The 26,724-nt window shown below is 42.0% G+C and carries 24 protein-coding genes; 17 read left to right on the top strand and 7 right to left on the bottom strand.

The features are described from left to right. Positions 1-3 precede the first annotated feature (3 nt). The 3 genes from C8R34_RS01370 to motD are packed head-to-tail and all read left to right on the top strand — an operon-like array spanning position 4 to position 2,370. The gene (locus tag C8R34_RS01370) at positions 4-720 is read left to right on the top strand and encodes an RNA polymerase sigma factor FliA (RefSeq protein WP_110337084.1); all 717 of its coding nucleotides are present in this window, start codon (positions 4-6) and stop codon (positions 718-720) included. 43 nt (positions 721-763) lie between these two features. Further along, positions 764-1,522, top strand: coding sequence for a flagellar motor protein (locus tag C8R34_RS01365; RefSeq protein WP_258364301.1), 759 nt, complete (start codon positions 764-766; stop codon positions 1,520-1,522). A gap of 44 nt (positions 1,523-1,566) precedes the next feature. Then, complete coding sequence (gene motD, locus C8R34_RS01360; protein WP_110337082.1) at positions 1,567-2,370, top strand: flagellar motor protein MotD; 804 nt, start codon at positions 1,567-1,569, stop codon at positions 2,368-2,370. 12 nt (positions 2,371-2,382) lie between these two features. Here the strand turns inward: motD and C8R34_RS01355 are convergent, their stop codons facing one another. Together C8R34_RS01355 and flgM are read right to left on the bottom strand one after the other, a co-directional pair. After that, positions 2,383-2,838: a flagella synthesis protein FlgN gene (locus C8R34_RS01355; protein ID WP_110337080.1), complete on the bottom strand. Its 456-nt coding sequence runs from the start codon at positions 2,836-2,838 to the stop codon at positions 2,383-2,385. Continuing rightward, positions 2,838-3,143 (bottom strand): flagellar biosynthesis anti-sigma factor FlgM, encoded by a 306-nt coding sequence (flgM, locus tag C8R34_RS01350; protein WP_110337078.1) that lies wholly within the window; start codon positions 3,141-3,143, stop codon positions 2,838-2,840. Before flgM ends, C8R34_RS01355 begins: the two co-directional genes overlap by 1 nt. Before the next feature lie 346 nt (positions 3,144-3,489). Here flgM and C8R34_RS01345 point away from each other — a divergent pair, with 346 nt between their 5' ends. The 11 genes from C8R34_RS01345 (at position 3,490) to der (ending at position 14,722) form a co-directional block, all read left to right on the top strand. After that, positions 3,490-4,239: an EI24 domain-containing protein gene (locus C8R34_RS01345; RefSeq protein ID WP_110337076.1), complete on the top strand. Its 750-nt coding sequence runs from the start codon at positions 3,490-3,492 to the stop codon at positions 4,237-4,239. Between the two features lie 103 nt (positions 4,240-4,342). Continuing rightward, positions 4,343-5,071: a DUF3025 domain-containing protein gene (locus tag C8R34_RS01340; protein WP_258364300.1), complete on the top strand. Its 729-nt coding sequence runs from the start codon at positions 4,343-4,345 to the stop codon at positions 5,069-5,071. Between the two features lie 171 nt (positions 5,072-5,242). Beyond that, entirely contained in the window at positions 5,243-5,668 is a 426-nt protein-coding gene (ndk, locus tag C8R34_RS01335) for a nucleoside-diphosphate kinase (protein WP_110337072.1), read from the top strand. Positions 5,669-5,688: 20 nt separating this feature from the next. Beyond that, positions 5,689-6,792, top strand: coding sequence for a 23S rRNA (adenine(2503)-C(2))-methyltransferase RlmN (gene rlmN / locus C8R34_RS01330; RefSeq protein ID WP_110337070.1), 1,104 nt, complete (start codon positions 5,689-5,691; stop codon positions 6,790-6,792). Beyond that, entirely contained in the window at positions 6,789-7,574 is a 786-nt protein-coding gene (gene pilW / locus C8R34_RS01325) for a type IV pilus biogenesis/stability protein PilW (RefSeq protein WP_110337068.1), read from the top strand. The genes rlmN and pilW overlap by 4 nt, the downstream gene beginning before the upstream one ends. Further along, positions 7,574-8,731 (top strand): RodZ domain-containing protein, encoded by a 1,158-nt coding sequence (locus C8R34_RS01320; RefSeq protein ID WP_110337066.1) that lies wholly within the window; start codon positions 7,574-7,576, stop codon positions 8,729-8,731. Before pilW ends, C8R34_RS01320 begins: the two co-directional genes overlap by 1 nt. Before the next feature lie 38 nt (positions 8,732-8,769). Next, positions 8,770-10,008 (top strand): flavodoxin-dependent (E)-4-hydroxy-3-methylbut-2-enyl-diphosphate synthase, encoded by a 1,239-nt coding sequence (gene ispG, locus C8R34_RS01315; protein WP_110337064.1) that lies wholly within the window; start codon positions 8,770-8,772, stop codon positions 10,006-10,008. Beyond that, positions 10,008-11,267, top strand: coding sequence for a histidine--tRNA ligase (gene hisS / locus C8R34_RS01310; protein ID WP_110337062.1), 1,260 nt, complete (start codon positions 10,008-10,010; stop codon positions 11,265-11,267). Before ispG ends, hisS begins: the two co-directional genes overlap by 1 nt. Before the next feature lie 74 nt (positions 11,268-11,341). Continuing rightward, the gene (locus C8R34_RS01305; RefSeq protein WP_110337060.1) at positions 11,342-11,983 is read left to right on the top strand and encodes a tetratricopeptide repeat protein; all 642 of its coding nucleotides are present in this window, start codon (positions 11,342-11,344) and stop codon (positions 11,981-11,983) included. Positions 11,984-11,991: 8 nt separating this feature from the next. Beyond that, positions 11,992-13,215, top strand: a complete 1,224-nt coding sequence (bamB, locus tag C8R34_RS01300; RefSeq protein ID WP_309146167.1) for an outer membrane protein assembly factor BamB — start codon at positions 11,992-11,994, stop codon at positions 13,213-13,215. Positions 13,216-13,324: 109 nt separating this feature from the next. Continuing rightward, the gene (gene der, locus C8R34_RS01295) at positions 13,325-14,722 is read left to right on the top strand and encodes a ribosome biogenesis GTPase Der (RefSeq protein ID WP_110337058.1); all 1,398 of its coding nucleotides are present in this window, start codon (positions 13,325-13,327) and stop codon (positions 14,720-14,722) included. A 236-nt stretch (positions 14,723-14,958) separates the two neighbouring features. On the opposite strand, the gene C8R34_RS01290 is transcribed toward der, so the two are convergent. The 3 genes from C8R34_RS01290 to C8R34_RS16790 all read right to left on the bottom strand — a co-directional run bounded on the left by C8R34_RS01290 (position 14,959) and on the right by C8R34_RS16790 (position 19,878). Beyond that, entirely contained in the window at positions 14,959-16,704 is a 1,746-nt protein-coding gene (locus C8R34_RS01290; protein ID WP_110337056.1) for an EAL domain-containing protein, read from the bottom strand. A 1-nt stretch (position 16,705) separates the two neighbouring features. After that, positions 16,706-19,504, bottom strand: a complete 2,799-nt coding sequence (locus C8R34_RS01285; protein WP_110337054.1) for a response regulator — start codon at positions 19,502-19,504, stop codon at positions 16,706-16,708. A gap of 68 nt (positions 19,505-19,572) precedes the next feature. After that, positions 19,573-19,878 (bottom strand): TonB-dependent receptor plug domain-containing protein, encoded by a 306-nt coding sequence (locus C8R34_RS16790; protein WP_258364299.1) that lies wholly within the window; start codon positions 19,876-19,878, stop codon positions 19,573-19,575. Positions 19,879-20,453: 575 nt separating this feature from the next. Between C8R34_RS16790 and C8R34_RS01275 the strand changes: the two genes are divergently transcribed. Together C8R34_RS01275 and C8R34_RS01270 are read left to right on the top strand one after the other, a co-directional pair. Continuing rightward, positions 20,454-21,095 carry a phosphoribosyltransferase gene (locus C8R34_RS01275; RefSeq protein ID WP_110337052.1) on the top strand — a complete coding sequence of 214 codons (642 nt, stop codon included), beginning with the start codon at positions 20,454-20,456 and terminating at the stop codon, positions 21,093-21,095. 163 nt (positions 21,096-21,258) lie between these two features. Continuing rightward, entirely contained in the window at positions 21,259-21,735 is a 477-nt protein-coding gene (locus tag C8R34_RS01270) for a hypothetical protein (RefSeq protein ID WP_258364298.1), read from the top strand. A 119-nt stretch (positions 21,736-21,854) separates the two neighbouring features. On the opposite strand, the gene C8R34_RS01265 is transcribed toward C8R34_RS01270, so the two are convergent. Continuing rightward, entirely contained in the window at positions 21,855-22,532 is a 678-nt protein-coding gene (locus C8R34_RS01265) for an SCO family protein (protein ID WP_207896420.1), read from the bottom strand. 12 nt (positions 22,533-22,544) lie between these two features. Further along, positions 22,545-24,401, bottom strand: a complete 1,857-nt coding sequence (locus C8R34_RS01260; RefSeq protein WP_258364297.1) for a multicopper oxidase family protein — start codon at positions 24,399-24,401, stop codon at positions 22,545-22,547. Positions 24,402-25,146: 745 nt separating this feature from the next. Here C8R34_RS01260 and C8R34_RS01255 point away from each other — a divergent pair. Continuing rightward, the gene (locus tag C8R34_RS01255) at positions 25,147-26,631 is read left to right on the top strand and encodes a hypothetical protein (RefSeq protein ID WP_132467043.1); all 1,485 of its coding nucleotides are present in this window, start codon (positions 25,147-25,149) and stop codon (positions 26,629-26,631) included. Positions 26,632-26,724: the final 93 nt, after the last annotated feature.

Genomic DNA, 26,724 nt, shown 5'->3' with positions numbered 1-26,724 from the left:
ATTATGTATACTGCGACTGGAACTAAAACGATTGATAAAGAACAATTTGTTATCGAATTCACGCCATTGGTAAAGCGCATCGCTTATCACATGATGACCCGTTTGCCGGCGAGCGTACAAGTCGATGATCTGATTCAAGCCGGAATGATCGGTTTGTTGGATGCGATCAGCCGTTATGAAGGTTCATATGGCCGGCAATTTGAGAGCTATGCGGCGCAACGCATACGTGGTTCTATTTTAGATGAATTGCGCGAAGCAGATTGGTTGCCGCGCAGTATACGAAAAAAAATGCGTCGTATAGAAGCTGCTGTCAATTTATTAGAACAACGTAAAGGGTGCGCGCCGAGTGAACTGGATCTGGCGTGTGAGCTGGATATGTCGCTGGATGAATATCATGAGACATTACAAAGCGCACGAGGCGCCCAGTTAATTTATTACGAGGATTTCCAACAAGATGATGAGGAGCCATTTCTGGATCGCCTATTGGTGGATTCAGAGGGAGACCCGCTCAATACATTGCTGGATGAGAATTTTAGAACTCAACTGATTGCTGCCATTGATAATCTTCCACCTCGAGAAAAACAGGTGATGGGGATGCATTATGAGCAAGAAATGAATCTAAGAGAGATTGGCGAGGTGCTTGGAGTCAGTGAGTCGCGCGTTTGCCAGCTACATACCCAGGCAGTAGCGCGTTTACGCAGCCGCTTAAGAAATTCTTGATATGTTATTTATAAATCATCCATTGTAATGAAGCGATTTTTCGATGAATAAAAAATCAAAAATGGATTTGAATAGCGTTGTTGGTATTTCGTTGGCTTTTGTTGCAATCATTGGCGGACAGATACTTGAAGGCGGTCATGCGGGTTCTCTAATTCAAACTGCCGCATTTTTAATTGTCATGGGTGGTACTGTTGGAGCTGTTTTGTTGCAAAGTCCGGTCAAAATTTTTCTGAATGGAATCAAAATGAGTGCATGGGTGTTTTTTCCACCCGATAACTCGCCACAAGCCTTAATCAAACAAATCATTAATTGGTCCCATATTGCTCGGAAAGATGGCTTGTTGGCCCTTGAGTCGCATGTATCAGTGGTAAAAGATCCGTTGGCAAAGAAAGGACTGCAGTTACTTGCTGATGGGAGTACTGCAGAGAAACTGCGAGAAGTTTTGGAAATTGATATCTCAGCCTTAGAAATGCATCAGCGCCAATCTGCTCGAATTTGGGAAGCTGCTGGGGGGTACGCGCCGACAATTGGCATATTGGGTGCTGTATTGGGTTTGATTCATGTCATGGAAAATTTAACGGATCCCGAGCTTCTGGGGAGTGGTATTGCAGTTGCCTTTGTGGCAACAGTATACGGAGTAGGGCTGGCAAACTTGGTTTGTTTACCTATCGCTAATAAGCTAAAAAGCATAATTAATGAGCAAGTGGTTATGCAAGAGATTTTGGTTGATGGATTTGTAGCCATCGCAAGTGGTGAGAATCCTCGGTTTATTGAGAACCGGTTGGAAGGTTATTACATTTAGCACCAGCCTAAATTTAAGTATTGTTCTGATCTTTTGAGTATTTCATGTTAAAAAGAAGAAAATTAAGAAGTGATGAATCTACCGAGAATCATGAGCGCTGGCTCGTTTCATACGCGGACTTTATCACATTACTATTTGCATTTTTTATAGTGATGTATGCGATTTCTTCAATTAATGAAGATAAATATCGCGTTCTAAGCCATTCATTAGTTAGTGCGTTTAAAAGTAGTAATTCATCAAGTTTAATATCTGCACAATCCACGGAATTTACACCTATTCACATTCCACAATCGGAGCAAGTTAATTCAATCAGACCTATTGATGAGCTAAGTTCTAGTAAAGCGAAAAAGCAAGAAAAAATGCGCAGTATGGCTAAGAGTATTCTTCACGCGCTGGAGCCTTTGGTAAAGGATGGTCAAGTAAGAGTTACGCAGAGCTCGCTTGGAATCACTGTGGAAATTAACGCAAGTGTTCTTTTTTCCCCGGGGCAAGCTAAGCTTGCTGACAATTCTAGCTTGGCGCTACAAGCAGTTGCTCATGTTATAAAAGACCACGAGCATGAAATTCAGGTAGAGGGACATACAGATAATTTGCCAATACATACTGAAAACTTTCCGTCAAACTGGGAGTTATCAGCAGCTCGCGCGAGTAGTGTGATCAGATTGTTTGTAGAAAATGGCGTCGAAGCGAGTCGATTGACCGCTGTAGGCTATGGTGAGAATAGACCGATGGAGACTAATGAAACGCCTGAGGGTAGGAAAAGAAATCGGCGAGTTGCTGTAATGATCTTAGCAACTGATCCTGATAAAGTAACTGAAATACCGATTGGTAGAGATACTAAAAATTAGAAAAAATAAAAATTAAATATAAGTTTGACCTTTGGATCCATATAGGGAAACGTTTCCTGCTGCACAGTGCAATGCAGCAAAAGCACGCTGATTATTTTGAAGGTGAGTTGAGATAATTAAACCGTTTGAGTGGTTAATTTTTTGGGCTATCTGTGCCAACGCTAATAGTTCATTCCATAAAGTTTGTATTCCAGGTTGATTTAAGAGTTGTTTTTCTAACCAGTTACTTATACTACTTTTCTCTAAAGCAAGACCTTGATTTTTTAAATATTCGTTACGATGACCATCAATTTGTATCAATTTTTCGATCAGGCGTGATTTATTTGAGGAGAGATAATCAATTTCCTCTATTTTCCCTTGAACCAAAGCATCTTCTTCTTCTTTAAGAATTTCAATAAATTTTCCTAAAGTACTTTTTTCAGCCTCTAAAACTGAGGTAAAGTTTGATGAATGTAAAAATGATGTCATTAAACAGCATCCTTTCTAGATTGTATTAGTTCTTTAACGGTTTCGAGAAGTCGATCAGCGATAACTTCTGGATTTATCCGAAAATTACCTTCACTGATGGCTTGTTTGATTTCCTGAACTCGGACCGTATTTACAATTGAATCACCAGCCGAAGTACCGTCTATATTTTGTAGCTTTGTGGCATTCGGACTCAGGTGTACATTATTTTCTTGTGTTGTATTAGGGCTAGATACGAGATCAGTGCGCCTTTTTCCATCATTAACAGAGACGGTGGTTACTGACTGTAATGATTTATCTATTTTCATTTTCCTTCCTTCTTAATGGGCTTTATTAAATATTTAATCGACATTTTTATATAAAACTTTAGTACTTAAACTTACTTTCATCTATTGTTGTAATGGGTTTGATTTGATTGATTTTTTCAATTTTCGACAATAGAGGAAAGCGATATTGATTCATATGTATTTTTATAGATTTAATTACGGTAGATTGTCAAATTTATTTACGATGTAGTAGCTATCATCTGAATTTAACTTGTCATCAATTATGTTAGCTATTCTTCTCGCTGGATTAGGATTAGTAAAACAGAATAATATCGTAGATAATTGCCATTTTAAGATCAAATATATATTCTTACTGTGAACTCAAAATATGCCCTCTGTATTTAAAGCAATTGTAAATGCACTCAGAGACCTAATACGATTCAAGGTTGCTTGGATTATAGTTTGGCCAATTTTAGTTGCAACGCTTTTTTGGCTCACAATCGGTTACTTCTTTTGGGATAATTTCTCAGAATTAACTTATCAAGCCTTCAGTGAGATGGGTATTGGCGAATGGCTCAAGAATGTTGAGTCTGACTGGGTCGCTGTCAGTATTCAAAGCTTATTGCATATTATTATATTTGTTCCACTCATCATAATAACGACATTAGTTATTACAACAATTTTTGTGATGCCTGCACTTATAAAATTGGTTGCCAATCGTAATTATCCGGGGCTGAAACGCGAGCATGGGGGCAGTATCAGTGGAAGTATTATTAATGCGATGCTTGCTATCGGTATTTTTATTCTTATGTGGGTTGTTACCTTGCCATTATGGACAATCGGGGCAGGCATTATTATTCCTTTTGTGGCAGCAGCTTTTATGAATCAACAGTTATTTCGTTATGACGCTTTATCTGAACATGCCAGTAAACAAGAGATCAAAATAATATGTGCTTCTAATAGATTTTCACTATGGGGACTAGGATTGCTGACAGGTTTTATTCAATTTGTACCTGTTATTAATTTGTTAGCACCAATTTTTACGGCACTTGCATTCATTCACTTTGGACTTGCGCATTTAAAGCTTTTGCGCGCAGAAAGTGAGAAAAGCATTCGTGATATAGCTATAGATCAGTAAATCATATCGACTGATTATGAACATTCAGAGTTGGGATTCCAATTTTATGGATATTTCTCCAATATTTGGATCCTTTCGGCATTTAAAGGAATATGTTGCAGCCATGCAGTATTGGCCCGAGCTTTCTGATTTGAATAATTTAAGCATTCAACAAAAACAGCGGATTGTGACTCGATCAGGAAAGAAAGTCTGCTTCGTACCCATAACACGCGGAAAACAATGTGTTGAACAAAACTATGAATCTACAATTTATTTAACAGGCCAGGTGCAGACAAGAACTAAAAATTGGCATGACTTTTTTAATGCGATGGTATGGCAAATCTTTCCTCGCGCTAAGTCGGCACTCAATCAATTACATTATCAAACTCAGTTATTTGAATCAATTAATAAAATCAAACAGCGCAGTGTATTGAGGGATGCCGCAACACTTTTTGATGAATCCGGTGTTATCGTTGTAAGTAGCCAGAAAATATTAATACAATTATTAAGGAATTTTGAATGGAAGCAGTTGTTCTGGCGAGAACGTGAAGCGATATTGTCATCCATGCGTTTTTTTGTTTTTGGTCATGGATTGTATGAGAAAGCATTAAATCCCTATATGGGTATGACGGGTAAGGGGATTGTTTTTAATGTTGATGAAACATTTCTTGATCAAACCTTATTGGATCAGTTCCAATCGATTGATTTGATGTTAGAGTCTTTTCTATTAAAATCCTTGTCGTCAAACGCTGATCTGACGCCTATTCCACTTTTAGGCTACCCTGGTTGGGTTGAAGATAATAGTAAGGAAACCTATTACGAGAACAAGAAATATTTTCGTGATCGCCATTAATCCGATTCCATAGTCGATAAATCCTATCTGATTTAATAACGAAGTGCTTGTCTGGATAAGTTTTTTCAAATAAGCGGCTTGCTTATCGCTTGATACGGTATGTTTTTTCGAATTGAGTCTGTGTTTTTTGTTAAAATACACGATTAATTTACTAATTTATTGGAGTATTTGATGGCAATTGAAAAGACATTATCCATTATTAAACCGGATGCTGTGGCGAAAAATGTAATTGGAGAAATTTATTCTCGTTTTGAATCAAATGGTTTAAAGATCATTGCGGCTCGTATGATGCATTTATCACAAGCTGATGCCGAGCAATTTTATGCAGTGCATCGTGAACGCCCATTTTTCGGTGATTTAGTAAAATTCATGACATCCGGTCCAGTAATGGTGCAAGTATTGGAAGGGGATGAAGCCATAAAAAAGAACAGGGATCTCATGGGCGCTACAGATCCTAAAAAAGCGGAAAAAGGAACTATTCGCGCCGATTTTGCAGACAGCATTGATGCTAATGCGGTGCATGGTTCAGATGCACCTGAAACTGCTGCGGTTGAGATTGCTTGCTTTTTCCCAACATTGAATATCTATTCTCGTTAAATCTCATAACTATCACGATAGTGACTACCAATCTGCTCAATTATGATGTTAAAGGCTTAACCGATTTTTGTAAGGAAATCGGAGAGAAGCCGTTTCGTGCAAAACAATTATTGCGCTGGATTCATCAATTTGGCATGACTGATTTTGTCGCTATGAGTGATCTGGCGAAAGGCTTCCGTGAAAAATTGACGGCATTGGCCGTCATTGAGTCGCCGCAAATTATTTCTGATCATGTGGCAGCAGATGGAACACGTAAATGGTTGCTATCAGTTGGGGCCGGCAACGGCATCGAAACTGTTTTCATTCCTGAAGTGAGCCGTGGTACCTTATGTGTTTCCAGTCAGGTTGGGTGTGCTCTGGCCTGTACTTTTTGCTCGACAGGTAAGCAAGGTTTTAATCGTAATTTAACGGTTGCGGAAATTATTGGGCAATTGTGGATTGCAAATAAGACGCTCAAAAGTGATTCAAGTGCTGCCATCACTGACGCGAACCGAGTAGTGAGTAATGTGGTCATGATGGGGATGGGGGAGCCGCTGGCCAATTTCGAGAATGTCGTCATGGCACTGGATTTAATGTTGGATGATCACGCATATGGGCTGTCACGGCGTCGTGTTACGGTCAGTACGTCGGGCTTGGTGCCAGCGATGGATCGATTGCGTGAGCGCTGTCCGGTAGCCCTGGCGGTGTCTTTACATGCGCCAAATGATAATTTACGTGATCAGTTGGTGCCTATTAATAAAAAATATCCAATCAAGGAATTATTGGCGGCTTGTCAGCGTTATCTGGCAGTAGCGCCCAGGGATTTTATAACGTTTGAATATGTAATGCTGGATGGTGTGAATGACAGTATCGCGCATGCCCGCGAGCTCATAAAGTTAGTGCAAGACATACCTTGCAAATTTAATCTCATCCCCTTTAACTCCTTTCCCGGATCTGACTTTAAACGCTCTCCGTCGGAGGCTGTCGATATTTTTAGAGATATATTGATGCAGGCAGGATTTGTTACAACGGTCAGGAAAACTCGCGGTGATGATATTGCGGCTGCTTGTGGCCAACTAGCAGGTCAAGTAAAAGATAAAACACGCCGCACAGCAGCGCATGTAAAAATGGAAGCAGTGAAGTGAAAAAATATCGCTTAGTTTCTTTTATAGCGCTGCATCTTCTATGGTTAAGTGCTTGTGTACAGCAAACGATCGAAAACGGAATGTCCGAGCAGGCTAAATTAGAGCGAGCGCACCAAAGCGCTAAAATTCACACAGAATTGGCTGCCGAGTATTTCCATAGAAGGCAATTTGATGTTGCGATAGAGGAGGTGGCGGAAGCACTCAAAGCTCAATCCAATTATGCGCCTGCATACAATGTATTGGGTTTGGTGAATATGGCGATCAATGAGGATAATAAGGCACTGGATAACTTCGAGCAGGCAATTCGGCTTGCACCTAAGAGCTCTGAAATAAATAATAATTATGGATGGTTTTTATGCCAGCATATTCCACAGCGTATGGACCAGGCGATAGATCATTTTATGGTAGCAACACAGGATCCGCTTTATTTAACGCCGGAAATGGCATTTACCAATGCGGGTCTGTGCGAACTTAAGCGCCAGAGATATCATGAAGCACAAGTATTTTTCCAGAAAGCACTGTCAATTCAGCCCAATTATCTGTCTGCGTTGATTGGATTAGTTGATATCGATTTTCAACGTGGTAATTTAGCGAGTGCAAAATCAAAACTGACTGATTTATTGCAAAGTAACTCATCTACTCCTGAGAGTTTGTTTTTGGCAATACAGATTGAGCAGGCAAAGGGCGATCAATTGGCTGCTGATAGCTATATTTTTCAGCTGCAGAAGCACTTCCCTGATTCTAAAGAAGCAGTCGCTATTCGAGAAGGAAAAATCAGATAATGAACAATAACAATCAGAGCAATAACAATAATGATCAACTTTCAGATGATTCAGTTAATATCGATTTAAATACAGCGATGCGGAATCATTTGCCACATACTGCGCATGACAATGCGCAAGATAATATTCAGCAAGATTTAACGATGAGTCAAGACATGCTGGCATCAGAAGAAATAGATGTGAGGGGATCAAACACAGAACGGATGACTGATTCCGGCACATTTTTGATCAATCAGAACAATAATATTGATTCTGCAAGTATTGTGCAAAGCGTCGGGCATATATTGCGTAGGGCGAGAATCGCTAAAGGTATGAGTATAGACGATGTGTCCCGGCAATTACGTATTTCAGTACAACAAGTTGAAGCGATTGAGAAAGAAGATTTTGGAAAATTACCGGGGCGTACATTCTTGCGTGGTTTTATCCGTAATTATGCGAATCTTGTTCAATTGGATTCAACCCCGCTATTGCAAATGCTTCCTGAGTCGGTTCCAGTAATATCAACCTATGAACGAACGCCACTTACAAATAAACAAATATCGTTCTCTTCAAACCGGGAAGGCTCTGGTAACAATCGACTCATCATTATCATTATCCTATTCGCTGTTATTTTAGGGGCTTACTTTACTTCTGAGTATGGTATCTGGAATAAAGCATCGGATAGTAGTAGTGCGATGAACAATGAAATAAAGAAGACTACTGAGAAGGCATCCGTTGAAATTCAGTTGCCTTTATCGCCAACCATTAAAAATGCGCCCAATACCCAAACTAACAAGGCACCGGAACCGAGTATCCAAATAAATAATGAGAAATCCCAGAATATCGAATCTGGTGTAAAAACTGAGACGCTGGCTGTCGCGGCAGAAAACAAATCTATTGTGCAAGATATGGAGAAGCCGGCTGCTGCATCCAGTGACTTAGGTAATTTATATTTTAAATTTACTGCGGATTCATGGGTCAAAGTAGTGGACGGCAAGGGTGCTTCCGTATTTGAGCAACTTAAGAAGGGCGGTAGTGAGCAAATGGTCGTGGGTAAGCGGCCATTGTCGATTGTTTTGGGCAATGCATCGGGAGTCAATCTCACCTATAATGATCAGGAAATTAATATTCCTTCCTACAAAAAGCAAGACGGAACCGCACGCTTTACACTCAAATAAAATGTTTGTAATCTTTTGATCTATATATAACATAAATTATGTCAGAAAATAATTTCTCTATAAAGCGTCGATCCAGTGTGGGTGTCAGGGTCGGGACTGTCATGGTGGGTGGCGGTGCACCGGTCGTAGTGCAGTCGATGACTAATACCGATACGGTCGATGAAATGGCTACCACCGAGCAAGTTGCACAGTTAGCGCGCGCAGGATCTGAATTGGTACGGATTACTGTCAATTCAATGGAAGCGGCAAGTGCCGTACCGGGAATTCGTGCGCGCTTGGATGATATGGGGTGTCATGTGCCGCTGGTCGGTGATTTTCATTTCAATGGTCATAAATTACTGACCAGTTACCCGGAATGCGCAAAAGCTTTAGCAAAATTTCGTATCAACCCTGGCAACGTCGGACAGGGTAAAAAGCGCGATGAGCAATTTACCATCCTGATTGAAACGGCCTGCAAATACGATAAACCCGTGCGTATCGGTGTCAATTGGGGCAGTCTTGATCCGGAGATGCTGGCGCGTATTATGGATGAAAATGCAGCTTCCAGTGATCCACAGGATGCCAAATATGTGATGCGGGAAGCATTGATCACATCAGCGTTGGAAAGCGCAGCCAGGGCGGAGGAGATTGGTCTTAATCGCGATAAAATTGTTTTATCCTGTAAAGTAAGCGGTGTGCAGGATCTGATCATGGTTTACCGTGAATTGGCTGCGCGATGTGACTATGCATTGCACTTGGGATTGACGGAAGCAGGCATGGGCTCTAAAGGTATCGTGGCGTCGACAGCGGCATTGGCAGTGCTTTTACAGGAAGGCATCGGGGATACCATTCGCATTTCGTTAACACCGGAACCGGGTGGAAGCCGCTCGCGGGAAGTGATTGTCGCACAGGAAATTCTGCAAACCATGGGACTGCGTGCATTCGTTCCGCTAGTAGCTGCCTGTCCGGGATGCGGTCGTACCACCAGCACTTATTTCCAGGAATTGGCCGAAAGTATTCAAGCGTATGTGCGAGATGAAATGATCGTGTGGCGTGGGCAATATGAAGGTGTTGAAAACATGACATTGGCTGTGATGGGTTGTGTGGTCAATGGTCCCGGTGAAAGCAAACACGCCAATATCGGTATCAGCCTGCCGGGTTCCGGTGAGACTCCGGTGGCACCGGTATTTGTCGATGGGCAAAAAACCGTGACCTTAAAAGGCGACAATATTGCCAATGAGTTTCGTCAGATTGTTGATAAATACGTCAGCGAAAAATATCCGAGAAAAACTGTCTGATGGTGAACGGAGTTAAAGCAATTCGCGGAATGAATGATGTTCTGCCGGATGAATCTTACCGGTGGATACATTTCGAACAGATCATACATCAATGGCTTGCGGCGTATGGTTACCGGAATATTCGCACGCCCTTGGTCGAACAGACTGATTTGTTTATTCGGTCGATTGGTGAAGTCACTGATATCGTCGAAAAAGAGATGTATACCTTCATTGATCATCTCAATAATGACAGTTTAACATTGCGGCCAGAAGGTACCGCATCCTGTGTACGTGCTGTTATCGAACATAATCTGTTATATGCCGGCCCGCAAAGATTATATTATTCCGGCCCGATGTTCCGGCATGAACGACCGCAAAAAGGACGTTATCGGCAATTTCATCAGGTGGGTGTCGAAGCATTGGGATATGCAGGACCGGATATTGATGCAGAGCTGATTATCATGTGTTCGCGTCTGTGGGATTTATTGGGAATTCCTGGGTTACGCTTGGAAATCAGTACATTGGGTAATGCTGAATCACGTGCGTTGTATCGCACCCGGTTAATTAAATACTTTGAGCAGCATCACGACAAACTGGATGAAGACTCATTGCGGCGCTTACATACTAACCCACTGCGCATACTGGATAGCAAAAATCCTGGCATGAAGGAAATCATTGCAGGCGCACCTAAGCTGATTGATGATCTGGATGAAGAATCGTGCACTCATTTTGAATCATTGCAGCATATACTGCGCGAACAAGGCATTAATTTTGAGATTAATTTGCGCCTGGTAAGAGGGCTTGATTATTATAATCGTACGGTATTTGAATGGATTACCGACAAATTAGGCGCACAAGGAACTGTTTGTGCGGGTGGGCGGTACGATGGTCTGATTGAGCAAGTGGGAGGGAAATCTGCGCCAGCCTGTGGTTTTGCGATGGGTATTGAACGTTTACTTACGTTGATGCAGGAAAATGATAAGGAAATCAAGCAACCCGTACCGGATATCTATATTGTTCATCAAGGCGAACAAGCGATGGATTACGCTTGGAAATGTGCTGAGTTTCTTCGTAATGCAAGGCTGAGTGTGGTATTGCACTGTGGCGACGGTAGTTTCAAATCGCAAATGAAGAAAGCTGATGCCACGGGCGCACGGTATGCGCTGATTATTGGTGATGATGAGGTGAATGCACAAGAGGTTACGATCAAACCATTACGTGAACCCATCGAACAAGTAAGTGTGAAATTGACCGCAGTTGCTGAGTTAATCAGAAAATGATGTTCACATGATCACCTTACTGATGTTGAAAATTCACTCAATTTATTGAATCTTTATTTATTCAGGAACATACAATGGCAACTTATAACCTTGAAGAACAGGAAAAAATCGACGGATTCAAAACATGGTGGGATAAATATGGCAATGCCATCACTATTCTATTAACAGCGTTCCTTGTTACGCTTGGCGGTGCACAAGCCTGGAAGTACTACCAGCAGAAGCAAGCACACCAAGCAGCTGATTTATATATTTTGTTACAACAAGTTAAAACATCCGGCGGCGACGCGGCGAAAATCAATGACGCAGCCCAGTTGCTTACCACAGGTTTTCCATCCAGCGGTTATGCGCCCCGTGCTGCACTTATTACGGCACAAGCGGATGTCGAAGCGGGTAACAACAAACGTGCCATACAAAACCTGCAGTGGATAATCGATCATGCAAAAGAAGCAACAATGCACGATCTGGCGCGCTTAAGAATTGCTGGTATTTTGCTGGATGAAGAAAAATATGATGAAGCATTGAGAATATTGGATACACAGCATGGTGAGGCTTTTGCCGGTTTATATTTAGATCGTAAGGGTGACATATTGACAGCGGCAAAGAAAATTTCTGAAGCACGGCTCAGCTATCAAGCAGCTATTGATAAGTTAAGTAAAAATAACAATTACTACAATATTGTCCAAATGAAATTGGATGCATTAGGCGACTCTGATTAGTCATTAACGTGATCGTTCGGTTGAATTCTGCTAAGTCCTGGCAATTATCTCTATTTTCAATAGGCGTGGTTTCGCTGCTGGTTGGCTGCGGCAGCATGAATCCATTTGATATGCGTATTGTCGAATCGATGAGTACGCAACTTTCTGATTTGCTAGTGAAAGAAGAAGTCATCGTATATGACAAGGAAGAACTGGATGCTTTAAAGGCGACTGATCGTATTCCATTAAAATGGAAGCATAAAGTCAGTGAAAATCAAATCGCGTCCTTTTATACGGCTTACGATAGCGGCGCATTATATACAGCGGACGAAGAAGGAAAACTAACAAAATACGATGTGGCTACCGGTAAAGAGTTGTGGCAGATAAAAACTAAAAATAAATTTTCTGCCGGAGTTGGTATCGGTGAAGGGTTGATTCTGGTGGGAACATTCAAAGGGGAAGTGCTTGCTTACAATGAGTCTGGGCATATGCTATGGCAGGTGTCGGTTACCAGTGAAATTTTGAGCCCGCCGCAAATACAGAATAATATCGTAGTGGTACGCACGCTGGACGGTCGGATATTTGGTCTCGACGCCATCGATGGAAAACGGAAATGGGTTTACCAAGGCGCTACGCCTTCATTAACTGTACGCAGTACCGCTGGAGTCACCGTTGCGCATGGTGCCGTGTTTGCCGGCTTTCCCGGTGGAAAATTGGTCGCGATGAGTTTATTTAATGGCAATATCGGTTGGGAAGTTGCTGTTTCACATCCACGTGGCGTGACTGAACTTGAGCGCATGACGGATATCACCAGTTCTCCGGTGATCAATAACCGATTTGTTTGTGCGGTTGCCTACCAGGGGCGTGTGGCTTGTTTTGCGCTTAATGACGGTACGCAGATATGGGCACGAGAGTCTTCAAGCAGTGCCGGTCTTGCGATGGATAATGATTATGTTTATGTCACTGAAGAAAAAGGCGTCGTGGCTGCTTACGATTTACTCAGTGGTGCCAGCATGTGGAAACAAAGCAGGCTTGGCAGTAAGAAGCTAACCCGTCCCGTTATCGATGGACAATATATCGTGGTGGCAGATGATCAAGGCTATGTCAATTTATTACGAAATTACGACGGCGCATTGATTGCCCGTTCAGCAACCGATGGCAGTACGATTCAGAACGTCCCCAGTGTATTTCTGGACGGACTTGCGGTGCAAACGGCCAAGGGAGGAGTTTACACATTTAGTACACAATTTTAGTGATTGATGTAAGCCTTTCTGGATCTTAACGATTCACCTATACTGCAAAATTGGTAGTAATTTTTCCACTTCATGGCACTGAGCGTGTACAGCGCTAGCAGCAAAAATAATGAAACCCACACTTGTTCTGGTTGGTCGTCCGAATGTCGGCAAATCCACCTTATTTAATCGCCTGACTCGTACCCGCGATGCCATCGTTGCTGATATTCCGGGTTTGACGCGGGATCGCCATTATGGTCATGGCAAAGTGGGCGATAAGCCCTATTTGGTGATGGATACCGGTGGTTTTGAGCCGGTTATCAAAGAAGGTATTTTACATGCCATGGCTAAGCAGACGCTGCAGGCGATCGATGAAGCCGACAAAGTGTTGTTTATTGTCGATGGTCGTCAGGGCGTCACATCGCACGATAAAATCATTGCCGAGCAACTGCGAAAATCCGGACAAAATATTCTGCTTGTGGTGAATAAAACGGAAGGCATGGCGACAGCCGTTGTGACTGCAGAGTTTTATGAACTAGGATTGGGCGAACCTTGCGCGGTATCAGCCATGCATGGCGATAATATCAGGGAACTCGCCGATTGGGCATTGGCGGATTTTCCAGAGGTTGAAGAAGAATCACCCGAAAGCAAGTATCCTAAAATTGCCATCGTCGGTCGCCCTAACGTCGGTAAGTCCACGCTTATAAACACGTTGCTGGGTGAGGAGCGGGTGATTGCATTTGATCAGCCAGGCACGACACGGGATAGTATTTATATTGATTTCGAATATAAGGAAAAACACTATACCTTGATCGATACAGCCGGCTTGCGGCGTCGTGGGCAGGTGTTTGAAACGATAGAAAAATTTTCCGTCATCAAAACCTTGCAAGCGATCGAAGATGCTAATGTTGTCGTGCTGGTGCTGGATGCAAGCCATGAAATATCCGATCAGGATGCGCATATTGCAGGATTTATATTGGAAGCCGGGCGCGCGTTGGTCATCGCGGTAAATAAATGGGATGATTTGGACGACTATCAGCGCGATACCGTTAAACGGGAGTTGAGTCGCAAGCTGGCGTTCTTGAGCTTTGCACAATTGCACTATATCTCGGCACTGCATGGCAGCGGCATAAAGAATCTGCTGCCTTCGATTGACACAGCCTATGCCGCTGCCATGGCGAACTTATCAACACCCAAGCTGACACGCGCGCTGATGGCAGCGGTTGAGAAACATCCGCCACCGCGTGGTGGGATGTCGCGTCCCAAAATGCGCTACGCCCATCAGGGTGGTTCAAATCCACCGCTGATCATCGTGCATGGCAGTATGCTCAATCATGTCCCGGAAACCTATCGACGTTACCTGGAAAATACTTTTCGCGACGTTTTTAAACTGACCGGCACACCACTACGAGTTGATTTTAAAGTCGGCCATAATCCTTACGCTGACAAAAAACCCGCAGTACCGACTGAAGCTGAAGCCCGGCGCGCGCATAGTAAGCGTCGGCGTAATCGGAAGAAGTATGGTTAGGTTGGATATCTCTCCAAACCAGAAAAAATTCCGTAATGATAAGCTAGTATTTCTTTCTGAATCGCTTCTGGTTTTTCGGGGACTGTTTGGTTTGAGTCAAGCTACATCAGCTGGTTTCTTTAGTTGGTGTAGTATGCCATTTCGAATTCCGCTGGTGGGATATTGATGTATGCTGATTTTCAAGGAGTCCGAGGTTTCATAAAATGAAGTATAACAGTGGTCATTTTTGTCACATTTTATGCTTGCTTCATAAGAAATTCTTCTGCTTGTTCAACGGGTAGTGGCTTACTCAGAAAATAACCTTGTACCTCGTTACAGCACTTATTGCGTAGAAAATCCAATTGCGCATTAGTTTCTACACCTTCCGCAGTTACTTTCATATTCATGCTGTCGGCCATCGCTATGATCGCAGCGGCAATTGCGCCATTGTCTGAGTTTTGCTCTAAATTACGGATAAATGCCTGATCGATTTTGAGTCGATCAATGGGAAAATTCATCAGCCGGCTCAAACTGGAATAACCTGTTCCAAAATCATCAATGGCCAATTGGACGCCTACTTGCTTAAGCTGTTCCAGTATGTCAATAACGAGATCCACATCGTTAATCAATGCGCTCTCGGTGAGCTCTAGCTCCAGGATTTTCGGGTCCAGCCCGGTTTCCGTCAGTATTGCACCAACCAAAGCAGGGAAACCCCTATGGAGGAGTTGAACCGCCGAGACATTTACTGCGATGCGAGTAAGTGGAATACCGCGACTGCACCAGATATAAGCCTGACTGCAAGCTTTGCGCAGAACCCATTCACCGATATGAATGATTAGCCCAGTTTCCTCGGCCAAAGGAATAAATTCAGCCGGTGAAATTATTCCCAATTCTTTATTTTCCCATCGTAATAAGACCTCCACACCATTAAAGATTTTCTTGTCAATATCCAATTGAGGTTGGTAATGTAGATCGAACTCGCGGCGCTCAATAGCTTTGCGTAAATGGTTTTCCATCGTGAGCTTTCGTACTGCCATTTCCATCATATAGCTTGAGAAATAACAGTACATATTGCCACCCGAACGCTTGGCATAATACATAGCCAAATCAGCATTTTTCAACAAATCTTCAGCAGTTTCTCCATCATCAGGGTAAATAGCGATGCCGATGCTGGTTGTGGTGGTGAGCTCATGTTCGCCGTAAATGAGAGGTTGCGCTAAATTAATGCGGATACGTTCTGCTGCAATTGCTGCATCTTCATTGTGTTCGATGAGTGATAATAATGCGGTAAATTCATCGCCTCCTAAGCGGGCCAGCGAGACATTATTTTGATAGCTTCCAGTTTGGATGAATGAATCGCTGACGCGAATGTTCTTACGTAAACGTTCACTGGTTGCTTGCAGTACCAAATCACCCAAATGGTGACCTAGGGTGTCATTGATGCGCTTAAATCCATCGAGATCGAGAAATAATACGCCTAGTTTCAATTTTTTTCGGTGTGCCAAAGCGATCATTTGTTGCAGATTTTCCTGAAAGAAATGGCGATTAGGTAATTCAGTGAGATCATCAAAGTAAGCCATGTGGTGTAGACGCTGCTCACTTTTCAATAGTTGTTGGGTTGTGTAACTTCCTTTCAACATGTACCGGACTCTGTGACTGAGTAATGGAATATTAATCGGCTTAGTAATGAAGTCGGTCGCACCTAACTCGTAAGCTCGATTGATCGATTCCAAGTCTTCCAATCCGGTCATCATGAGAATCGGTACATGACGTCCTTCCGGAAGATTTCTTATTTCAGAACAAGTTGCATAGCCATCCATTCCCGATGGCATCATGACATCAAGTAAGATTGCATCTGCTTTTTTTTCTTTAAACAGTTGTAATCCTTCCTCACCACTTGCTGCTTCGATTGTATTTAAATTGGCTGCTTGTAGCGTCTTGCTGACTACCAATCGAATAAGCGGATCATCATCAATGATAATGACGGTAGACTGTTGTGACATATCAGTGTGTTCCTTTATTGATTGGCGATGAATCAAGGTAAGCTTTTAGTGTGATGCATGTTTGCATAAATTTTTGTTGTATAGCAATTAAAGCCTGACCTGAAATGTCATAACGGTACTCACGAGCGTCATTTTCCACATTACGGCAGAGCTCGGCCAAGCTATGCGCGCCAACTTGGCTACTGCTAGATTTGAGAGTGTGGGATACCATGCGAATAGCTTTGAGATCACCTGTACTCCATGCTTGTTCAAGTGCTTGCATCAACTTGTTGGCATTATCAAGATAAGTTTGGATGACTTGTCTGAGTAGTTCATCACCATAATCTGCTTCAAGCGAGCGAATCGATACTAATGCTTCCGGATCGATGGCTAATTCGCTGACTTGCTCTTTTTTCGGCACATTACTCGTATTGATAGTGTTTCTTGTTGAAGTGTGTAGCCACACTTGAAGCATGTGGAGCAAATCTTTTGCCTTAATCGGTTTGGTAAGATAATCATCCATGCCTGCGGCTAGGCATTTTTCACGATCACCTTCAATTGCATTAGCTGTCAATGCGATGATGGGAAAATAAGGAATTTCACCAGTTTCTTGACCACGCCTGATTTCTCTGGTTGCCTCATAGCCATCCATTTCAGGCATCATGCAATCCATCAATACTAAATCATAAGCTTTGTGTTTTACCGCTTCTACAGCCTCTAAACCGTTATGAGCGACTTCGATGGAGCAACCGAAATTACGTAGCATTCCCATGGCGACTTCTTGGTTGACTGGATTATCTTCAGCTAGTAGGAGGCGAACATTAAGTACAGAGGGTGTTGCAGCATTTTGATCTGTTATCTCTTGTGTAGGCTGACTAATCTTGTTGATGCTTGATGTCCGTACTTGTAAGAAGCATTGATACAAGTCTTTTTTCCGGATAGGCTTGGTCATATAAATGATGAATCCGGCTTTTTTTGCTTCAGCAGCTTCATCCTTGAAATGCGTTGAAGTTAGCATGATCAATGGTGTTTTTGCTAAATTGGGATCTGCTTTGATATACTGCCCCAATTCCAATCCATTCATATTGGCCATTTTCATGTCTACAAGAACAAGATCATAGGCTTTTTGATTTGCTGCGGCTTCGCGCATTTTTTCTAAGGCTTTTGAACCATTGGATACAGCGTCGACTTGCATGCCCCAGGAAAGTGTATAGGTACTTAAGATGTCTCGAGTGGTACTGTTGTCCTCAACAATTAGTAGTTTGATTCCGGTTAATTTAGAGATTGCTATCGGTGACTCTATTGACTCAATACACTTTCCTGCCAGGAGGGGTAGGGTAAACGAGAAAGTGGTTCCCTGACCAATACGACTATTGACACTTATTTTTTTTCCTCCCATCAGTTCTACTAGTTGCCTGGAGATTGCCAGACCCAATCCTGTACCACCATATTTGCGGGTAGTCGATCCATCCGCTTGTGAAAAAGCCTGAAATAAGCACGGTAGTGTAGTATTACTAATTCCGATACCGGTATCGCTTACGCTAAAACGTATCCAAATTGGATCATTATTATTCGTGAGAACTTGGTTATTTAAATTGGTTTCCAGATTGACGTCGACCACAATTTCCCCATGTTCGGTGAATTTAATGGCATTCCCAATCAAGTTACCTAATACTTGTCGTATTCGCGTTGGATCACCTTTAACCCATTCGGTTACACTGGGTGCGATACGATAATTTAATTCGAGCTGTTTACTGTGAGCTCGCTCGGAAAATAATTCAATGACATCCTCGATTGATTTATGTAGATCGAAGTCTATGTATTCTAACTCAAAGCGTCCGGCTTCAATTTTAGAAAAATCAAGAATATCATTGATAATAGACAGCAATGATTCGCCAGAGTTATGCAGTATATTGATAAGATGGAGCTGTTTCGAGTTTAATGGCGTATCCAGCAATAACTCCGCCATACCCAATACGCCATTCATGGGCGTGCGGATCTCATGGCTCATGGCAGCGAGAAACTGAGATTTGGCTAAATTAGCTGCTTCTGCCGCTTCTTTTGCTTGACGTAACTCGACTGTCCGTTCTTCAATTTTTTGTTCAAGATCGCTATAGTATTTTACAAGCTCTTGATCTCTAATCTGTATTTGTTCGAGCATGCTATTAAAAGCATCTACTAGCGCGCCTACCTCATCATTTTCGCTATGTCTGGTTACGCGAAATGAGTAATGTCTTGAATGCGAGACTTTTTGTGCTGTTGTCGATAAGTCATAGATCGGTTGTATCACTTTTGATGCCATGCGCCGTGCCAAGAATGTGGCGAACAGAAAGGCTGCGAGCACAGATAAAGCAGAAACGATAAGGTTCCAGCTTAATTGTATCCACATTGCTCCTAGTGCATAATGTACTTCCAGGTTGCCGACATGCTCTTCTCCTGCCATGACTGGTTGAATAATATGCAAATCTTGAAAAGATAGCCAGGCAGGAAGCCATATTTGTTTTTCATTACTAAAATTAGCTATTTCATGACCGTCCTGAGTACTAAGAGATGCTTTAGTGATAGCAGGGATCTGGCGTAGCGAATTCAGTGTTTCCTGGGCACTTTTGTTATCCAGAAACGCAAGCGAGGCCTGGGAGTTGTTAGCAGTTACTCGTGCCAAACCATTTAATTGTTCTTGTGCAATGCTGAGCGAGCTTCTAATTTCATTGATCGCCACTAAGACAAAAACTAACAGCATCGAACACGCTAAGCTGATGAGAATGATTAATAATAGCTTGTCTGCTATCGAACGATTATGGCGCGATATTTTTTTTGTCATGAGCTTATTAATAAAATTGTTTTTCTCAAGGTCTTGGATATCTGGATTATCGGTACAGTGTGAGCTATTTATAACAATTGTGTATTTAGTTTGAAGCCCGCATGCTGAATACACTCAAGATGACTGCAATATTTAAATTTTTTCCATCGTTTTATCAAAGTGATTATGCCACCCATATTGGCACCAATGCGCGCAACTTCCATACCAGGTGCCATTCGCAAGGCTTCAGGGATATTCGTCGCGCCAGAACGTTTGATATCGTCTTGTGTGATGACAAATACCGCAGACGCGACTTCAGTGAGTTTTTCCGAGCGCCGGGATGCCGTGGTAACTTCGAATTCTTCAATTGCCAGATCGAGAAGCAGATTATTCACATGCTTGCTACCAGCAAATGCAAAATTTGCACAACAGTAGAGGAAGAGGATTATGAATAATCCATGGTTTGTTTTTTTAATTAAGCGATTGTTAGAAACCATAAACAATTTGCTTTCAACGTAATTAACTAATCAGCTTACTTGGTTTCCATTATCTTGGGAATTCTGCCTTCTTCTTTTTAAGGTTTGCCATAATGAACTGTTGCAACGAACACTAATAAGCTGATTAAATACAATTTAAGTGATTTTATTGAATGAACAATCAATGAATATCGAACTATCAAAGAAATGATAATTTACAAAAATACATGTATAAGTCTGTTGCATTGCGTGTACCGATGGCCATTCTTAATTTTTTTGCATTTCATACATGCGGTTTTGTGGTGCACCATGTATTGATCTATTTAATATTATGATTTTTATGATTATTGTACAATAAGGCAAACGAAACCTAAGGAAAGCCGCATTCATTGCAGATGAACTGTGTGGAAGATACGACGTGCTGAGCACTCATTCTTTAAAAGAGCTTCTGCTGATCAATCGCGTCAAGGAATATTTATGATGAGGAGCACATCATGATTTTTGCCGATCGTATTGCAGCAGCCAGGAAGTTGGCAGAAGCACTTTCTGATTATCGCGATAAGCATCCGTTGATACTAGCAATTCCCAGAGGCGCTGTGCCGATGGCGAAGGTGATTGCGCAACAGCTGAATGGTGAAATGGATGTGGTGTTGGTACGTAAGCTACGTGCGCCTGACAATCCTGAGTTTGCAATTGGCTCCATTGATGAGAGCGGTTGGATTTATTTGGCTGATTATGCCGAGCGAGCGGGTGCGGATCAGGATTACATGAATCAAGAAGTGTCTGTTCAGATGGAAACAATCCGGCAGCGGCGTATGCAGTACACGCCCAATCGTCCGTTAGTTAACCCCGCAGGGCGTATCGTCATTGTCATTGATGATGGGTTAGCCACAGGTTCAACGATGATCGCTGCACTGCACGCATTGCGTGACAAGAGGCCGGCAGAATTGGTTTGTGCCATACCTGTAGCTCCGCCTGATACTTTGAAAAAGTTGCAAGGAAAAGCTGATCGAATTGTGTGCTTGTCATCTCCGCGCGATTTTTGTGCGGTAGGGCAATTTTATGCGGATTTTCCGCAAGTAACCGATGAAGAAGTCATGGCTTGCCTCACTGATTTAGCGTTACCCAAAATATAAAATAGCTGAGAGCGCTGATATACTGATTTTTGCCATGGTTCTGGATGTGTTGATGGAAGAATTTCTATGTTAGGGATAATCACTTACTCTTATTTGTTTGTAGAGAACGCTTGTAATCAAAATGAACCTTATCTAAGATTCTAAATCGAATCATCCATTAATATTGAGCTTACCATTTATTTTTACTGACGATATGTATCTCGATAAAATTTACAAATTGCAAACAGGCGTTAGTCTTAAAATTTCAACCATTGCTTTGCAAAAACTGATTGCAAATGCTATCGATCATTGCCAGTTATCAGAACTGGAAAGCATTCGTTGCACAGTAGATTTATATGCTTACCTGTCAGTTGTCGTCTATGAAGGCACCGAGGATTTAATAGCGCGGCGGCATCTCTGGATCAGTCCCAAAATCAAAGCAGACTTGATTGCGAGACAGCCGGTTTCTTTCAGTAGCTTTTGTAATCTCTTTTGGCGCAATCTTGATGAGGATGATCCAGATGGCGATGAGTGGCAACAGCTCATGGCAAGTGATCGATTCTATTCTCAATTGACTGTTTTGTTGAATAAGCTGCGTATCACTGAGCGTAATTTGCAACAATACACGAAAATTTCTGATCTGAGCCTGGAATCCGCATAAACAAACAGTTACGATGGAGCAATACTTGCCTTATTGCGTACTAATGAACAAATCCAATGTCAATAATTGCTTAGATTGACATTGGATTCTCACCTAGTAAAGTTTTACTGTGTACTAGTCTAACTATACTTATCCGCGAACGTGTGCACAATTTTCGGATCGAGATGGTTAATGGTGGCCATAATCTGATTCGGCTCGGATAAAGAAGCAGCCATACTCCAGCGGTTGAGCGCATCATTGCCAATACGAACCATTCCGGTGTGGTTCTCTTTCACATCATCAACTTTGGCATCACTATCAAAGAAACCGAGTCGATAACGAACTAATTCGATGTCTTCCGGCGCACCGGTCAGAAATTTCCAGCCAGACTTAATACCATAGCGTTCGGTGTATTGTCTCAATCCTCTCGGCGTATCCAGCTCGGGTTGCAGCGTGATTGAATACATAAAAACATCACGTCCGGCACGTTCGCCCAGCATCTCTTGCACTTGTAGCAGATTGGCTGTTGCTTTCGGGCAGATGCCAGCGCACTGGGCATACATCATGTTGATAGCGACAACTTTATCGCGAATCAGGTCATCGTAAAATTTGACGGCTTCTCCTTCATGCGTATAGAGTGTTACGTTTGGAAACTGGGTGGTGGCCAGCGCGGCCCTATTCTCGATAGCATTAAGCGCGGTATCGTCAAGACTTAGTTTTTTCCACGCGGTGTTTAATCCGATCAAACCCAATGTGGCCAAACCCATGCCAGCTAGTATTTCCCTGCGCGTATTCATATTAGTTTTTTCTTTATTCATGATAGCTTCCTTTTAAACTACAATATCCCAACGCACCATCATGGCGTGGTCTTCATGGATCATATTGTGGCAGTGCATCACATACTTTCCAGGGAAATCCCGGAAGCGCATAAATAGCCTTATACTTTCGCTTGGTCCCAGTACATAGACATCCTTACGCCCTTTTTCATGCGCGGGAACGGGCACTTCAACGCCATTTTTAAATCTTTTTAGGATATGGCCTTCTTCAAAGTGAATATGGACGGGATGGCTCCAGCCACCGGATGGATTTTGGAGTTCCCATATTTCCATGCCACCTGCAGCTATGCGAGCGGCGGGTGAATTGACATCGACAAATTTGTCATTGATGGACCACATGCTGTTTTTGCGTGAAAATATCCAAGTCCTCACAGGAGCCGCCGCGATTTCGGCCAAAGTTGGTCGGCGTATTGGACGTAAAGTGCTCGGTACGCGGCTGACATCCGGTTCGCTAGGCTCACGGTCGATAATAAATTTGAGCACTCGCATGCCGGGAGCCCTGACGTTGCCCGGTCCTCGTGTATCTGTTTGTATCAGCCGGTTAGCAAGATAAAGCTCAGTTCCCAGAGCGTACTTGGAGAAATCCACAACAATATCGCCACGCTCAGCCACGCCCAAGTGAACTTTGAACTGATTCAATAGTGGCTTGGGCAAAAGATTGCCGTCATTGGAGATATAAATGAAGCTTTGCACCTGATTTGCTTCATTAACCAGATGAAACTGATAAAAGCGCGATGGTCCCGCATTCAGCAGGCGAAAGCGATATTTACGGCGGGCTACTTTCAGCACGGGTTCGATTTTGCCATTAACTGTGATCTTATCGCCGAATGTGCCTTCTGGGCTAAGCTGATCGAATATTTGGATGCCATTCGCGTCGAAACGCTTGTCCTGAAACGCCAGCGGATAATCGTAAGGGCCACTCGGCAATCTCAAAGCGGCAGGATTGGGATCATGCTCGTCGCCCGAGTCGAGAGCGTCGTATATTAGGTAAAAACCTGCCAACCCGCGGCTTGCATTGGATGCAGTAAAATCCAAGCAGTGGTCGTGATACCACAGTGTACCCAATGCTTCACGTTTGTCGCCCCCAACAGGATTATTGGGGCCTTTGGGGAAATCATCGAGTCCGGCATAGACATTGGGATAAAACTGATCTTTATATTTGCCTGGTCCACTGAGCGTTGGTCCGGATTTTGTCTGGCTGAAATAATCGCCAGGGAAGCCATCGCTCTCTGAAGGAGTGTGCAGGTTATGAAGATGCATACTAATCTCGGGTGTTCCGAAACCCACATGATTATCAGGTAACTCGTTATACAACCGGACGATGACTGGACGTCCATAGCGTGCATGAAATGTGGGGTTGGGATAAGGATCACCATTTTCGAATTTCCCTATATAGTTCCACACAAGCTGTGGCGGATAATCTGGATGGAATACATGATCCATAACTTCTTCGGCTCTTAATTCATACGTATCCGCCTGATCATATTGAAGCTGTGGGTTACCAAAGAAATCTGCCCAACGTTGGTGTTTATCACGCCCGCATTCATCATATAAGGTATTCGCCTCCCCTTGCGGTATTAGATAGGAGTCCGTAAGCAGATCTGTTTGTGCTACCGGCTCAACGGTTTCAGGCAATTCTTCCAGCCATGGTGTGGTTGGCGGACTGGGTGGCAATATGATTGCTTGGGCTTCACTTTTTCGTGATGTTAGCACTAACGGCGCCGCCAGAATCGTAGCGCCAGTTGTTTTAAAGAAAGAGCGCCTTGATTCATTGGATGGCGCATCAGGAGTGCTGCCTTCTGGCATATCGTGAATGGTGTCTTGCTTAAAATCATCTTCGCTATGTTTCATGATAACCTCTTACACTTGTTTGATAGTTTGTATTTGTACTTATATGCTGCGCCGCACGATCATTTGATTGATTGTTGTTTTTTTGCTTGATTCCTTAAAACACATTGATGTTGCTAAGTTTCCTCGCCATATTGGTGTGTCGCGCTTAATATGGTAAGACTGCAGGTCTGCTAAGTAAATTAGCAAAATACTTGTTTTTATCTAAGCAATTACTTAGCAGTGTATTGATATTTATTCGCATTGATCTCGCCAGATTTAATTCTCTGCTTCTTGGAAGAAGGCTCATTGAAAATTAGCAGATTAAATAACGTAGTTAATACGTCTCTGTTTGCTGCGAGGTGTTTCATTAAAACTAGTTAAAATGCATAAATTGCTCAAAAATGGCGGTACGCTAAATCGGGTTTTTTTGCAACAATTTGATTCAATGAGTTTCAAGGGAGGCTGGAAATTGCTGTGATAACTCTGCTTACATAGCTTTAATAACAAAAGTGGGGTGTATTATAGGTAACAAATTGGTCTGCAATACTTAATATTTATAATACTCGTTGCAGGTAGTATGATGCTAACAAAATTTGCAAAAAAGGTGTGGGGTAGCGAATTTGATTTGACAGGAATTATTTTTTCAAACGATTGTTATTAAGCAAACCTTAAGTAGTCCACCTAATCCTTCATGTCTTATTTTTAGAAATAAGAATATTTCTGAAAGACTTTCGATTGACTGATCCAAAAACATTTTGTCACGGCGATGATGCTATACATTAAAAACAGATTTGCGAGTATTACCGCGTTACTTGTCATTATAACTCTAGGGTTAATTCAAAGCCCTACTGTTCTGGGAGGAGATCAATCCTTATTCGTGGTTATTGCGCAATTGTTAGATTCGGGTAAAACATTATATAAAGACTTATTCGATTATAAGCAGCCGGGTATTTATTTGTTTTATTTAATAGCAGGCAAAACTTTTGGTTGGAGTGATGTCGGTATTCATATTTTCGAATTAGGATATTGGATAGTTTTTTCCCTTTTTTTGATTTTCTCGATAAGAAAGTATTCTTTATTTCGTGCTGACTACTTTAACAGTCTTCTGCCACTATTTATTATTGGGGTGTATTACTGCAATGCAAATTTCTTGCATTTAACCCAATTAGAAGCACTCATTAATTTTCCCTTGTTTCTTATTGTCTGGTTATTGGATAGAGCATATAAAACAGAGAATGGGCTATTTGTTACATATCTGGCAATAGGTGCGCTCATAGGTATTGTTTTATTATGCAAACTAGTTTTTAGTCCCATAATTTTTTCCTTTCTCCTTATCCATTTTATATTTTTCTTAAAAAGAAAGAGTCTAGGCTATATCTTTATTAAACAAATAGTTCCATTAATATTGGGATTTGCAATACCCGTATCGATTTTCTTATTTTATGTTTTTATTCATCATATCGAAAATCTAGTTTTAGACATCTATTTTAAAATACCAACCAGCGTGATAGGTCTGGAAGATCAGATCGATCTCGAAAGATTATTTTCGTCCATCCGATGGTATGGCAAAAAAATGATTGTATTTCTAGCACTTGCTGTCATCGGAGTTTTCCTTATTTCCAAAAAAGAATCTCACTTTCTTAGCCTAATCTTGTCGTGGGCTATCGTGGGATTATTCGTGATATTAATGCAAAAAACTTCATGGTGGGCATATCATTTTCAATTATTGTATGTGCCGATTGGTTTATTCGCCGCAATGGGTTTAGATTTTATTTTTTATCATTCCCTACTGAGAATAAAACCCAAAGCACCACTATTAGAAGGTTGTCTAATTGCGGTGGTATTGTCTCTTGTTTTTTATAATCAACTGAATGCTGTTTGGAAAGGTCTTGCTTCACATAACTATACAAAATTATATAGCTATGACTATGCTAAAGACGATGTTACAAACTTACTTAAAGTTCTTAAGAAAGAAGATACGATTTTTGTATGTGGAAACCCGAGGATGTACGTACTCGCATCACGACTGCCTGAGTTAAGTATTAATGGCTGGATACTGGAATACTATCTAGATTATCAATGGGAAGAATTTTATTCTGAATTTAAAGATAACTCCCCCACTTATCTTTTTGTCAAAAATGATTATGACAGATTAATTGCATCAAAGAATAAGAAACTTTGGGAATTAATAACTAATGAGTATTCTGAATATGATTCTGTCGAGAATGGAAAATGGTATAAGAAAATATAAGTACTGGATGAGCAGAGTACTAGGACAAATGGTATGCAGAAAAGGACAAATGGCATACAGAAACAATCTGAATATGTTGTTAATATAATTTAC

Source organism: Nitrosomonas sp. Nm84 (genome assembly GCF_003201565.1).
Taxonomy (GTDB): Bacteria; Pseudomonadota; Gammaproteobacteria; order Burkholderiales; family Nitrosomonadaceae; genus Nitrosomonas.
This window is presented reverse-complemented; position numbering and strand designations above follow the sequence as displayed.

Bases quoted from the DNA above. Each gene is read 5' to 3' on its own strand.
- C8R34_RS01370 (WP_110337084.1), top strand. From the start codon at position 4: ATGTATACTGCGACTGGAACTAAAACGATTGATAAAGAACAATTTGTT.
- C8R34_RS01365 (WP_258364301.1), top strand. From the start codon at position 764: ATGAATAAAAAATCAAAAATGGATTTGAATAGCGTTGTTGGTATTTCG.
- motD (WP_110337082.1), top strand. From the start codon at position 1,567: ATGTTAAAAAGAAGAAAATTAAGAAGTGATGAATCTACCGAGAATCAT.
- C8R34_RS01355 (WP_110337080.1), bottom strand. From the start codon at position 2,838: ATGACATCATTTTTACATTCATCAAACTTTACCTCAGTTTTAGAGGCT.
- flgM (WP_110337078.1), bottom strand. From the start codon at position 3,143: ATGAAAATAGATAAATCATTACAGTCAGTAACCACCGTCTCTGTTAAT.
- C8R34_RS01345 (WP_110337076.1), top strand. From the start codon at position 3,490: ATGCCCTCTGTATTTAAAGCAATTGTAAATGCACTCAGAGACCTAATA.
- C8R34_RS01340 (WP_258364300.1), top strand. From the start codon at position 4,343: ATGCAGTATTGGCCCGAGCTTTCTGATTTGAATAATTTAAGCATTCAA.
- ndk (WP_110337072.1), top strand. From the start codon at position 5,243: ATGGCAATTGAAAAGACATTATCCATTATTAAACCGGATGCTGTGGCG.
- C8R34_RS01320 (WP_110337066.1), top strand. From the start codon at position 7,574: ATGAACAATAACAATCAGAGCAATAACAATAATGATCAACTTTCAGAT.
- ispG (WP_110337064.1), top strand. From the start codon at position 8,770: ATGTCAGAAAATAATTTCTCTATAAAGCGTCGATCCAGTGTGGGTGTC.
- hisS (WP_110337062.1), top strand. From the start codon at position 10,008: ATGGTGAACGGAGTTAAAGCAATTCGCGGAATGAATGATGTTCTGCCG.
- C8R34_RS01305 (WP_110337060.1), top strand. From the start codon at position 11,342: ATGGCAACTTATAACCTTGAAGAACAGGAAAAAATCGACGGATTCAAA.
- der (WP_110337058.1), top strand. From the start codon at position 13,325: ATGAAACCCACACTTGTTCTGGTTGGTCGTCCGAATGTCGGCAAATCC.
- C8R34_RS01290 (WP_110337056.1), bottom strand. From the start codon at position 16,704: ATGTCACAACAGTCTACCGTCATTATCATTGATGATGATCCGCTTATT.
- C8R34_RS01285 (WP_110337054.1), bottom strand. From the start codon at position 19,504: ATGACAAAAAAAATATCGCGCCATAATCGTTCGATAGCAGACAAGCTA.
- C8R34_RS01275 (WP_110337052.1), top strand. From the start codon at position 20,454: ATGATTTTTGCCGATCGTATTGCAGCAGCCAGGAAGTTGGCAGAAGCA.
- C8R34_RS01265 (WP_207896420.1), bottom strand. From the start codon at position 22,532: ATGAATAAAGAAAAAACTAATATGAATACGCGCAGGGAAATACTAGCT.
- C8R34_RS01260 (WP_258364297.1), bottom strand. From the start codon at position 24,401: ATGAAACATAGCGAAGATGATTTTAAGCAAGACACCATTCACGATATG.
- C8R34_RS01255 (WP_132467043.1), top strand. From the start codon at position 25,147: ATGATGCTATACATTAAAAACAGATTTGCGAGTATTACCGCGTTACTT.